The sequence below is a fragment of the Romboutsia weinsteinii genome (genome assembly GCF_002250835.2).
Lineage (GTDB): Bacteria > Bacillota > Clostridia > Peptostreptococcales > Peptostreptococcaceae > Romboutsia_A > Romboutsia_A weinsteinii.
The window spans coordinates 1-12,258 of record NZ_NOJY02000034.1; the positions used below are offsets into that span (position 1 = coordinate 1).

General features: G+C 30.2%; 12 protein-coding genes and 1 pseudogene. 10 read left to right on the top strand and 3 right to left on the bottom strand.

The window, feature by feature from the left end:
* The 5 genes and pseudogenes from CHL78_RS14705 to pyrE all read left to right on the top strand — a co-directional run.
* Window positions 1–387 (top strand): annotated as a pseudogene (locus tag CHL78_RS14705) (aspartate carbamoyltransferase); the annotation flags it as partial.
* Window positions 380–1,549 carry a dihydroorotase gene (locus CHL78_RS14710; protein WP_094367309.1) on the top strand — a complete coding sequence of 390 codons (1,170 nt, stop codon included), beginning with the start codon at window positions 380–382 and terminating at the stop codon, window positions 1,547–1,549. The pseudogene CHL78_RS14705 and the gene CHL78_RS14710, both read left to right, overlap by 8 nt.
* On the top strand, window positions 1,549–2,241 hold the full coding sequence (locus tag CHL78_RS14715) for a dihydroorotate dehydrogenase electron transfer subunit (RefSeq protein WP_094367308.1): 693 nt from the start codon (window positions 1,549–1,551) through the stop codon (window positions 2,239–2,241). Before CHL78_RS14710 ends, CHL78_RS14715 begins: the two co-directional genes overlap by 1 nt.
* Entirely contained in the window at window positions 2,234–3,136 is a 903-nt protein-coding gene (locus tag CHL78_RS14720) for a dihydroorotate dehydrogenase (RefSeq protein WP_094367307.1), read from the top strand. The genes CHL78_RS14715 and CHL78_RS14720 overlap by 8 nt, the downstream gene beginning before the upstream one ends.
* Window positions 3,137–3,224: 88 nt before the next feature.
* A complete protein-coding gene (gene pyrE, locus CHL78_RS14725) occupies window positions 3,225–3,809 on the top strand; it encodes an orotate phosphoribosyltransferase (RefSeq protein ID WP_094367306.1) in 585 nt (194 codons plus the stop codon).
* A gap of 68 nt (window positions 3,810–3,877) precedes the next feature.
* Here pyrE and CHL78_RS14730 read toward each other — a convergent pair whose 3' ends face one another.
* A complete protein-coding gene (locus tag CHL78_RS14730) occupies window positions 3,878–4,765 on the bottom strand; it encodes a LysR substrate-binding domain-containing protein (RefSeq protein ID WP_094367305.1) in 888 nt (295 codons plus the stop codon).
* A gap of 161 nt (window positions 4,766–4,926) precedes the next feature.
* Between CHL78_RS14730 and CHL78_RS14735 the strand changes: the two genes are divergently transcribed.
* Complete coding sequence (locus CHL78_RS14735) at window positions 4,927–5,958, top strand: YeiH family protein (RefSeq protein ID WP_094367304.1); 1,032 nt, start codon at window positions 4,927–4,929, stop codon at window positions 5,956–5,958.
* 18 nt (window positions 5,959–5,976) lie between these two features.
* Here the strand turns inward: CHL78_RS14735 and CHL78_RS14740 are convergent, their stop codons facing one another.
* On the bottom strand, window positions 5,977–6,630 hold the full coding sequence (locus CHL78_RS14740; protein ID WP_094367303.1) for a deoxynucleoside kinase: 654 nt from the start codon (window positions 6,628–6,630) through the stop codon (window positions 5,977–5,979).
* A complete protein-coding gene (locus CHL78_RS14745; protein ID WP_094367302.1) occupies window positions 6,623–7,285 on the bottom strand; it encodes a deoxynucleoside kinase in 663 nt (220 codons plus the stop codon). The genes CHL78_RS14740 and CHL78_RS14745 overlap by 8 nt, the downstream gene beginning before the upstream one ends.
* A 181-nt stretch (window positions 7,286–7,466) precedes the next feature.
* Between CHL78_RS14745 and CHL78_RS14750 the strand changes: the two genes are divergently transcribed.
* From CHL78_RS14750 to groL, 4 genes are all read left to right on the top strand, one after another.
* A complete protein-coding gene (locus tag CHL78_RS14750) occupies window positions 7,467–8,342 on the top strand; it encodes a DNA-3-methyladenine glycosylase family protein (protein WP_094367301.1) in 876 nt (291 codons plus the stop codon).
* A gap of 87 nt (window positions 8,343–8,429) precedes the next feature.
* A complete protein-coding gene (gene cls, locus CHL78_RS14755) occupies window positions 8,430–9,920 on the top strand; it encodes a cardiolipin synthase (protein WP_094367300.1) in 1,491 nt (496 codons plus the stop codon).
* 197 nt (window positions 9,921–10,117) lie between these two features.
* On the top strand, window positions 10,118–10,402 hold the full coding sequence (gene groES / locus CHL78_RS14760; protein WP_094367299.1) for a co-chaperone GroES: 285 nt from the start codon (window positions 10,118–10,120) through the stop codon (window positions 10,400–10,402).
* Between the two features lie 22 nt (window positions 10,403–10,424).
* The gene (gene groL / locus CHL78_RS14765; RefSeq protein ID WP_094367298.1) at window positions 10,425–12,050 is read left to right on the top strand and encodes a chaperonin GroEL; all 1,626 of its coding nucleotides are present in this window, start codon (window positions 10,425–10,427) and stop codon (window positions 12,048–12,050) included.
* Window positions 12,051–12,258: the final 208 nt, after the last annotated feature.

Genomic DNA, 12,258 nt, shown 5'->3' on the forward strand with positions numbered 1-12,258 from the left:
GTAAAATTTGTATTTATAGCACCAGATGAATTAAAAATGCCAGACTATATAAAAAAGAGTATAGAAGGCCATGCATACTATGAAACTAGCAACTTAGATGAAGTTATAGGCGGATTAGACGTACTATATATGACTAGAGTACAATCAGAAAGATTTGAAGATAAAGCTGAATATGAAAGATTAAAGGATTGCTATATTCTAAATAAATCTAAGATGCGAAATGCTTCAAAAGATATGTTAATTATGCATCCACTACCAAGGGTAAATGAAATTGATGTAGATGTAGATTGTGACGATAGAGCTGTATACTTCAAGCAAGCTAAATATGGAATGTTTGTAAGAATGGCATTAATAATGAAACTTTTAGGGGTGGATATCAATGAATAATATATTAGTAAGAAACGTTAGAGTTGTAGATGCAAATAAGGATATAAACAGCGATGTTTTAATAATAGATGGAAAAATAAATAAAATAGAAGATAATATAAATCTTGAAGATTCAAATATAAGAATTATAGATGGTAATAAAAAAGTGTTAATGCCATCGTTTATAGATTTACATACACACTTAAGAGATCCGGGACTAACACAAAAAGAAGATCTAGAGACAGGTCAAAGAGCAGCTTTAAAAGGTGGATTTACAGTATTATGTCCTATGGCAAATACTAAGCCTGTTTGTGATAATAAGGACGTAATGGAGTATGTGCTCAACAAAGCTAAAGAATTAGACTTATGTGATATAAAGCAAGTTTGTGCTATTACAAAAGAATTAGATGGAGAAGAAATCATAGATATACCTTCTATGAGAAAGTATACGGATCTATTCTCAGATGATGGCTATACATTATTTAATGAAGAAATATTAAAAGAAGCTTTTAAGTTATCTAAAGAACTAGACTTCAAGGTATTAACTCATTGTCAACCAGAATTCGAAATAGTAGAAAGAGATTTAAAAATATTAGAAGAAATAGATGGAAACTTACATATATGCCATATAAGTTTAGAATCTACTTTAGAAGAAATTAAAAAATATAAAAATAAAGGCCTTAAGTTCACTTGTGAAGTAGGTCCACACCATATATTTGGATATGGATTAGAATATAGAGTAAACCCACCATTTGCAGAAGAAGAGGATATGAAAGCATTGATACAAGGTATTAAAGATGGTCATATAGATATGATAGGGACTGACCATGCACCTCATACTGCCGAAGATAAAGAAGGTGGAGCACCTGGAATATCAAATATAGAAGTAGCTTTCCAAATGGTTAATAAAGTATTTAAGGAAAATAATATATCATTAAACAAACTAAGTGAAATGATGAGTTATAATCCAGCAAAGCTTTTAGAATTAAATCAAGGTTTAGTTGAAGAAGGACTTAGAGCGGATTTAGTATTAATAGATGAAAATACAGAAGATTTTATAGATACAAACAGTTTTGTATCTAAAGGAAAGAATAACCCATTCAATGGACAAAAAATTATAGGTAAGGTACTTATGACAATAAGAGACGGAAAAGTAGCTTACAAATCAGAGGGGGATATGTAATGTATAAGGTTCTAGAAAATAGATATGTAGGGGAAGATATGTATCTTATGAAGGTTGAAGGTAAATTTGAAGGTGAAATGGGACAATTCTATATGCTAAGAGCATGGGATATGTTTCCACTATTATCAAGACCTATAAGTATACATGATATAGATGAAAATAGTATAACTTTCTTATACAAAGTATTTGGTGAAGGAACTCAAATATTAAGTAGAGTAAAAGAAAATGAAACGATAAAGCTAGAAGGACCTTATGGAAACGGATATGAGAAGGTTGAAGGAAAGGTAGCTTTAGTAGGTGGGGGAATAGGTGTAGCGCCTTTATACTTAGTTGCCAAGAACATAGAAAACTGTGATGCATACCTTGGATTTAGAAATGAAGCCATACTTGAAGATGAGTACAAGGCACTTTGTAATGAAGTACATATAGCTACAGGAAATACTTTCGTAACAGATATATTAGATGTAGAAAAGTATGATTATATATTAACTTGTGGACCAACACCGATGATGGAAAAGTTAGTTAAAATGGTAGAAGGAACTAATACGAAGATAATGGTATCTTTAGAAAATCACATGGCATGTGGGGTAGGTGCGTGTTTAGTATGTACTTGCAAAACTGCATTTGGAAATAAAAAAACTTGTAAAGATGGTCCAGTATTCTGGGGAGAGGACGTAATATTCAATGGCTAATTTAAATGTGAAATTTGGAAATATAGACTTTAAAAATCCACTTGTTATGGCGTCAGGAACATTTGGATTTGGAAAAGAGTACAATGAAATTTATGATATACAAAAACTAGGTGGAGTAAGTAGTAAAGGTCTAACTTTAAATGCAAGACCTGGAAACAACGGTATGAGAGTGTGTGAAACTCCATCAGGAATGATGAACAGTGTTGGTCTTGAGAATCCTGGAGTGCAAGGATTTATAGAAAATGAATTACAATTCTTTAAAGATTTAGATTTAGTAAGAATAGCTAATGTTGGTGGTGGAACATTAGATGATTATATACAAGGTGTGAAGCTTCTAAACAATCAACCAATAGATATGATAGAACTTAACATATCTTGTCCAAATGTTAAAGCTGGAGGTATGGCTTTCGGTATAAAAAATGAAGTGGCGAGAGAAGTAGTAAGAGAAGTAAGAGCAGTTACTGACTTACCTCTTGTAATAAAATTATCACCAAATGCAGAAGACATAATAGGTATGGCACAAGTATGTGAAGAAGAAGGTGCTGATGGTGTATCTTTAGTAAATACATTTAAAGCAATGGCAATAGACATAAATAAGAGAAAGCCTGTATTTGAAAATGTATATGCAGGATTATCAGGTCCGGCAATAAAACCTATAGCTCTTAGAATGGTGCATGAAGTTTGTAAAAATGTAAATATACCAGTTATGGGTATGGGTGGAATAACAACAGCAAATGATGCTATAGAATTTATAATGGCAGGATCTACTTGTATCCAGGTTGGTACAGCCAACTTTATAAATCCTAAAATAGGTCTTGAAATAATAGATGGAATAGAAGCTTTTATGATTAGAGAAGGAATAAAAAGCTTAGATGAAATAAGAGGGATATTATAGCATTGCAGAAGGCTGATATAAGCTGAATAAAGTAGATAGAATAAAAATTAGGATAATATATAATTTATAAAATTTGGAGGACATTATTATGAGTAAGGTAGATGTAGTAGAAATATTAAAGAAAAGTGATGCATTATTAGAAGGACATTTTTTATTATCTTCAGGAAAGCACAGTAATAGATATGTACAATGTGCAAAGGTATTAAGATTCCCAGAATATGCTGCTCAAGTATTAAGTACAGTAGTTGAACAAATAAAAGATTTAGATATAGATTTAGTAGTTGGACCAGCTATGGGTGGAGTAATAGTTTCTTATGAACTAGGAAGGCAATTAGGAAAAGAAACAGTATTCACTGAAAGAAAAGATGGAGTAATGGAGCTTAGAAGAGGGTTCGAAGTTAAGCCAGGGGCTAAAATAATAATAGCAGAAGATGTTGTTACAACTGGTAAATCAACTATAGAAACAAAGAAAGCTTTAGAAGCGTTAGGTGGAGAAGTTATAGGTGTTGCTTGTATAGCTAACAGAACTAACGACGATATAGGGATGCCTATATACAGTGCTATAAAACTGGAAATACAAGTTCATGATGCTGATTCATGTCCATTATGTAAAGCAGGAGAATTAGATTTAGTTAAACCAGGAAGTAGAGAATTTAAAGAATTAGGGATGTAATTAGAATTAAGCCTCCTATAATAAATAATATTATTTATTATAGGAGGCTATTTTTATATATTTTATTACTAAAGAGTCAAAGTATATTCTTTTAGTTCTTCTATAAATACCTGGCATACTTTTGATAAAGTTATATTTTTAGGTGTTATGCATGAGAAGTGACGATTATAAATATCATCAAGTTCTATTGTAGATAGTTCATTATTTTCTACAGATGGAGATGTTATTAAGCTAGAGATTACAGTAATTCCTAAATTATTTCTTACAGCTTCCTTAACAGCATAATTACTACCTAATACCATAATATGCTTTGGAATAATTTCGTTAGCATTTAGAAATAGATTAAGAGATTCTCTAGTACCAGATCCGGCCTCTCTAGCTATCCAAGTTTGATTTTGAAGCTTAGCAACAGAAAAATCTCCATTTAATAAATTTGAATTATAAGGTGTAGCCAATACCATTTTATCTTTTAAAAAATAATTTTGTTCAAAATTAAATGATGATATTGTCCCTTCAATTAAACCCATATCTAGGATAAGGTTGGATAACTTTGAGCAAACTGTAGATGTATTCTCAATAAATAATTCGACTTCTATATCTGGATATTTTTCTGAAAATATTGATAAGAACTTGGGTAAAATATATTCACCAATAGTTAAACTAGCACCTACTTTAAGATGTCCCTTTATACTGTCTGAAACATGACGTACTTCTTGATAGGCAACATCTAATAAATGAACTATCTCTTTAGCTCTTTTATATAAAATATACCCGCTTTCAGTTATAAAAATAGTTTTTTGTTTAATTGATCTATCGATAAGGATAACGCCAAAATGATTTTCGAGATTTTTAATATGGGTACTAACGCTTGGTTGAGATAAATTAAGGTGCAAGCCTGCTTTGGTAAAGTTCTTATATTCTACTACTGCTATAAATGTTTTTAATTCTTCTAACAAAATTGCTTACCTCCTATTATAAGTTATATTTATATTATATTTTATAATTATCAATATTACTAATGATTATTATAAAATATATCAATTTTACTTATGGATGCGCAATATATATACTATATTTATATAAAAAATTAAGCAACTAAGGAAAGGACATTAATATTATGACTAAAGGCACATTAAGCTCAAGCAAAAGTTATATAAAAGGTATATTACCAGGTTTGATAGTTGCTGTACTAGTGGCTATGGCAAGCATGTTTATAGCAAGATTTATTCCTAAGCTAGGTGCTGCATCTATAGCAATATTTTTAGGTATGTTCATAGGTAATGTATTTTTGAATCAAGAAATTTTTCAAAAGGGATATAAATTTTCAGAAACAGACTTGCTATCATATTCAATAGTACTATTAGGTGCAACATTGAGCATTTCTACATTATCAGAGCTTGGGGTTGCAGGGATATTATTCATAGTTTTACAAATGAGTATAACAATTGTAGCTGCCTTATATATAGGTAAAAAATTAGGATTCAGTGACAATTTTAGATATTTAATGGCTAGTGGTAATGCTGTATGTGGATCATCTGCTGTAGCGGCAACAGCTCCAGTAATTAATGCAGATGATAAAGAAAAAGGAATTGTAATAACTATAGTAAATGTAACAGGAATATTTTTAATGTTTATACTTCCAATGCTAGCACAAGTTCTATACAATCATGATCTTATAAAAACATCAGGGCTAATAGGTGGTATATTACAGTCAGTAGGTCAAGTTGTGGCTAGTGGTGCAATGGTTAGTGAACCAGTAAAAGATTTATCTATGCTATTTAAAATAGTACGTGTAATACTACTGGTAGTTGTTGTATTTACTTTTGGTCATTTAAAACATAAGTCTAATAGTGAAATATTAGAAGAAGAAACTGAAGATGTAAAAAAAGGGAAGGTAAAAGTTCCGTGGTATGTAATTGGATTCTTTATAACTTGTGCTTTATTTACATTAAATATTATACCTATGAATTTATCTTTAATGTGTAAAGCTTTAAGTAATAAATTCGAATTAATAGCCTTGGCTGGAATCGGCCTAAGGGTGAATCTTAAGGATTTGATTAAACAAGGAAAGTCAGTTTCATTATATGGTCTATTTATAGGTACTGTACAAATTATATCTGCGGTAGTACTTATCGGTATCTTATTATAAATAAAAAATCTTAGGAAATTACATTCCTAAGATTTTTTTTATTTCATCACATATTAAATCAAGATGTTCAGGATTTTGAATTAGATCTATTTCATTTATGTTTACATATAAAACAGGTGATTGATCATATTCACTTATCCATTTTTCGTATCTATTGTGTAGATTTGTCCAGTACTCTAAATCAACAGCCTTTTCCATTTCACGGCCTCTAAGGTTAATTCTGCTTATTATAGTGTCTATAGAACCATCTAAATAAATCATAAGGTCAGGTCTTCTTAAGTGAGGTACCATATCATTAAATAAGTCTCTATAAGTTATATAGTCTCTTTTAGACATTTTATTATTGTCGAATAAGTTTCTTGCAAAGATTTCAACATCTTCATAGATACTTCTATCTTGTATATTATTTAATCCGTTACTATCTATTTCTTTTTGTTGCTTAAATCTTTGAGCTAAGAAATATAATTGTAAGTGGAAGCCCCATTTTTCTTGATCTAAATAAAAATCTTCTAAATATGGGTTACCATCTACTTTTTCGTAGTGAGTTTCAAAGCCAAGTCTCTCGCCTACTAATTTTGTTAATGTTGACTTTCCAGCACCAACATTACCAGCTACTGTAATAAATAAATCTCTATTTAGAGGCTTATTACATTGATTTACTAATTTAAACATTATGTTGTCCTCCTAAGCTTGTCATTGCTTCTTCTATCTTGTTGATTATAAATTGTCTATCATTTTCGTTATTTAAGAAATCTAAATTTGAATTATCTATCTCAATAATAATAGGCTCTTTACCCATAAAATTATGCTTTATAGATAAAGGGTTAAAATAATATTTATATTCTAAGCTTAATTCATGGATATAATTTCTATCCATTTGTCTTTCAAAACTTCTATCCCTCATAGCTATTCTTCTCATTAAAACATCTGTGTCAGAATTTAAGTACACTATGATATCTGGCTGAGGCAAATCCGTTACAAAAGTGTTATACATTTGTTTATATCTATGAAACTGCATATTATCAAGGGTTAATCCGGCAAATATAAGATTTTTTACTATATGATAATCACTTACTACATTTTGAGATTTGCTTAATGTATATTTCTCGATATCTTCTAATTGTTTTATCCTATTAAATAGAAAAAATGCTTCTGTTTGTAAAGCATATTCCTTTATATCTGTATAAAATTTTGATAAAAAAGGATTCTCTTCAACTATCTCTCTAAGAAGAGTATAATTAAAGTGTTGGTTAAGTATAGTTGCTAGAGTAGTCTTTCCTACTCCTATAGGTCCTTCTATAGCAATAAATATTCCTCTATCGTTCATATAAATTCACCTTCTAAAAAATAATGTCTTTAGTATTCTATCAAAAAAAAAATTAAAATTCTACTCTAGACATTTGAAATTAAATTTGTATAGGTGAAAAAATAATTTACTTTATGAAAGATATGGGTAAATTAATGGTATTAGATATCAATATAAAAAACATAAAAAGGAGATTTAACTTATGAAAATATACGAAGAAAATAATGCTGTTGTATTAGAAGGTGTAGAAAATTTCGATCCGAAGCATATATTTGAATGTGGCCAATGTTTTAGATGGCATAGACAAGAAAATGGTTCTTATACAGGTGTTGCTATGGGAAAAATACTGAATGTATTAAGAGAAGATGATAAAGTTTATTTAAATAACACTAATTTAGAGGAGTTTAATAATATTTGGTTTAATTATTTTAATTTAGGAGTAAATTATACCGATATAAAAGACACTTTAAAAAAGATGGATGAATATTTAGATAAGGCAACAGATTTTGGATGGGGTATAAGAATACTAGAACAAGATGGTTGGGAGATGCTTATATCTTTTATAATATCATCTAATAATAGAATACCAATGATACAAAAAGCTATAGAAAATTTATCTAGAAACTTTGGTGATTTTATTGGAGAATATGAAGGGAAAGATTATTATTCATTTCCTACACCAGAACAGCTAAATAAGGCTACACAAGAGGAGATAAGGGCTTGTCAAACCGGATTTAGGGATAAATACATAAAAAGTACTACAGAGGCAGTCGTGTCTAATAATGATGATGTACGCAAGTATACTGGATTAGATACAAATACTTGTATAAAAGAGTTAACAAAGTTTAATGGAGTGGGTCCTAAAGTAGCTGACTGTATAGCTTTATTTGGAATGAGAAAATATGATACATTCCCGGTTGATGTATGGGTAAAAAGAGTTATGCAAGAATTTTATGTGGCAGAAGATATGAGTTTACCTAAAATAAGAACTTATGCAATAGATAAATTTGGGGATTTATCAGGATTTGCACAACAATACTTATTCTACTATGCTAGAGAATTAGGAATAGGTAGATAAAATATAGTACTTAAATTGCCAATGTAGTACTCGAGGTAATCATTTGGATTTTATAAAAATCCTTATTATTAAAGAAGGGGATTTAATATGAATATTATAGGTGTATTATTTTTAAGCTGTTTAGTTATATCATATATTGTTGCAGCTATAGTTTCGATGACTATATTACTTGAAAATCGTGATCCCGCAAAAACTATGACTTGGTTATTAATATTTATATTGCTACCAGGGTTTGGACTGATAGTATATGCGATTTTTGGAAGAAACCTAAGAAAGAGAAAAATAAATAAAACTCAGAAGATGGCAACGGATATAAAAGAAGAGAAGTTGTTTTGTAATCTAGATGAGATAGAAGAATTAGTCAGAGTAGAACAAGAGTTTATAAAACAAAGTAATTTATTGCATGATAATGAAGAAGATAATGCGAAAAGAAGAGTAATTAGTTTATTACTAAATACAGGTATGTTTCCATTTACAACTAATAATAAAGTAGATGTGTTTGTAGATGGTAATGAGAAATTTGAGAGGCTTATAGAAGATATACAGCAGGCAAAAGATCATGTACACTTAGAGTATTTTATAATAAAGAATAGTGATATAGGAAGAAAAATACAAGAATTATTAATAAAAAAATCTAAAGAGGGCGTCCATGTAAGAATTATATATGATGATGTAGGATGCTGGAGGTTTTGGTTTAATAGAAAATTCTTTAAAAAAATGAGATCTCATAATATTGAGATAGCACCATTTTTACCAGCAAAAATACCTATAATAGGTGGGAAAATCAATTATAGAAATCATCGTAAAATAGCGGTTATAGATGGGAAAATAGGATATACAGGTGGAGTAAATATAGGTGATGAGTATCTAGGTAAGAATAAAAAATTTGGATACTGGAGAGATACGCATATAAGAATAGAGGGAACCTCTGTTTATATGTTACAGATGATTTTTTTAATAGATTGGTACTATAGTACTAGAGAGGTAGTTTTATTTGAAAGATATTTTCCAAAAATAGATAGAATAGGCGACAGTATGATACAGGTTGTAGCAAGTGGACCTGATAGTGACTGGGAAGCAATACACTATGCATATTTCTCTGCTATATGCCAAGCCAAAAAAAGTATATATATAGAAACGCCTTATTTTATACCTGATGAGAGTATACTTAGAGCTTTAAAAAGTGCAGCTTTGAGTGGAGTAGATGTAAGAATTATATTTCCTAAGATAGCTGATCATAAAATAGTTAACACAGCATCGTATTCTTATTTTGGAGATATATTAAGAGCTGGAGGAAAGGTGTACTTATATACAAAAGGATTCATACATTCAAAGATAGTTATAATAGATGATACTATATCCTCTACAGGGTCAGCTAATATGGATTTGAGAAGTTTTATGCTCAATTTTGAGATAAATGCATTTATTTATGATAAAGAAGTAATAAAAACAATGACAGAGGATTTCTTTACCGATATAAGCAACTGTGAAGAGCTTGATATGGATGAATTTGAAAATAGAAGTATTCTACAAAAATCAAAAGAATCTATAGCTAGATTATTTTCTCCAATACTATAAAAAAATGGGGAATTATGGTGATATTTGTAATGAAATTTTTACTAAAAACTATTGAAACTTAGGAATGTTTGGTATATCATAATAATTGTTAGCACTCTTATTAATAGAGTGATAAAAATAAAAAAGATAATAAACATAAAATTAAAAATAGAGATATTTATTTCTACAAATACAAATTCATTTAGGAGGGAAAAGTTATGAAGATAAGACCATTAGCTGACAGAGTAGTTATTAAGAAAGTTGAAGCTGAAGAAAAGACTGCAAGTGGTATAGTATTACCAGGAGCAGCTAAGGAACAACCTCAAATGGCTGAAGTTGTGGAAGTTGGACCAGGTGGGATAGTAGAAGGAAAAGAGATAGTAATGGAGTTAAAAGTAGGGGATAGAGTTATATTCCAAAAATATGCAGGAACAGAAGTTAAGATAGAAGGAACAGAGTACACTATATTAAGACAAAGCGATATATTAGCTGTAATTGAATAATTTAAATTAGGAGGGGTTAAAGATGGCTAAGGAAATTAAATTCTCAGAAGATACTAGGAAAGCTCTAGAAGCTGGTGTAAATAAATTAGCGGATACAGTAAAGGTAACATTAGGGCCTAAAGGTAGAAATGTTATATTAGATAAAAAGTTTGGTTCACCTCTTATAACTAATGATGGTGTTACTATAGCGAAAGAAATAGAATTAGAAGATAGATTTGAAAATATGGGTGCTCAATTAGTTAAAGAAGTTGCTACTAAAACTAATGATGTTGCAGGAGATGGTACTACAACAGCTACAGTCCTTGCTCAAGCTATAATAAGAGAAGGTTTAAAAAATGTAACTGCTGGAGCAAACCCGATACTTATAAGAAAAGGTATACAAAAAGCAGTTGAGATTGCAGTTGAAGAATTAAAATCTCAATCAAGAACTATAGAGACTAAAGAATCTATATCTCAAATAGCTTCTATATCTGCTGGAGATGAAGAAGTAGGTAAGCTAATAGCAGAAGCTATGGAAATAGTAGGTAGAGATGGTGTTATAACTGTTGAAGAATCTAAAACTATGCATACTGAATTGGATACTGTTGAAGGTATGCAGTTTGATAGAGGATTTGTTTCTGCTTATATGGTTACAGATGTAGATAAGATGGAAGCAGTATTAAATGATCCGTATATATTAATAACAGATAAAAAGATATCTAACATACAAGAGATATTACCAGTTCTTGAGCAAATAGTTCAACAAGGAAAAAAATTATTAATAATAGCTGAAGATGTTGATGGAGAAGCATTATCTACATTAGTAGTTAATAAATTAAGAGGAACATTTGAAGTTGTTGCAGTTAAAGCACCAGGATTTGGAGATAGAAGAAAAGCTATGCTTGAAGATATAGCTACTCTTACTGGAGGTCAAGTAATATCTGAGGAATTAGGATATGAATTAAAAGAAGCTAATGTAACTATGTTAGGTAGAGCGTCTTCTGTTAAAGTAGGAAAAGAAAGTACTACTATAGTTGATGGATATGGAGATAAGAAAGCCATAGAAGATAGAACTAATCAAATAAAAAATCAAATAGAGCAAACTAGTTCAGAATTTGATAGAGAAAAATTAATGGAAAGATTAGCAAAACTTTCTGGAGGAGTAGCTGTTGTTAAGGTTGGAGCTGCTACAGAAGTTGAAATGAAAGAAAGAAAATTAAGAATAGAAGATGCACTTAATGCTACAAGAGCAGGTGTTGAAGAAGGAATGGTAGCTGGTGGTGGTACAGCTTTAGTTAGTGTTATACCAGCAATCGATAAATTAATAGAAACTCTTGATGGAGAAATAAAGATAGGTGCTATGATAGTTAGAAGATCTTTAGAAGAGCCATTAAGACAAATAGCGATAAATGCAGGACTAGAAGGTGCTGTAATAATACAAAACGTTGTTAACTCAGAGCCGGAAGTAGGATTTGATGCATTAAACGAGAAGTATGTAAATATGATAGAAGCTGGTATAGTTGACCCAACTAAGGTTACAAGAACAGCTTTACAAAATGCTGCATCTATAGCAGGAGTATTCTTAACTACAGAAGCTGCTGTTGCAGATCTTCCGCAGGATGACATGCCAATGCCGGGTATGGGTGGCGGAATGCCAGGAATGATGTAGTAAATTAGTATAAACTAAATATATTAATTATAATAGGAGTGATCTATGATCACTCCTATTATTTTTGGAAATAAACTGTCGATAACTGAACACATTATATACAATATATAAAAATGTATGTGATGTACTTAAAAAAACACCTAAAAGACAATGTGGATAAGCGAAGTTAGCTTCAATCTATAGAAAATATATATAAGTAAAGATATAA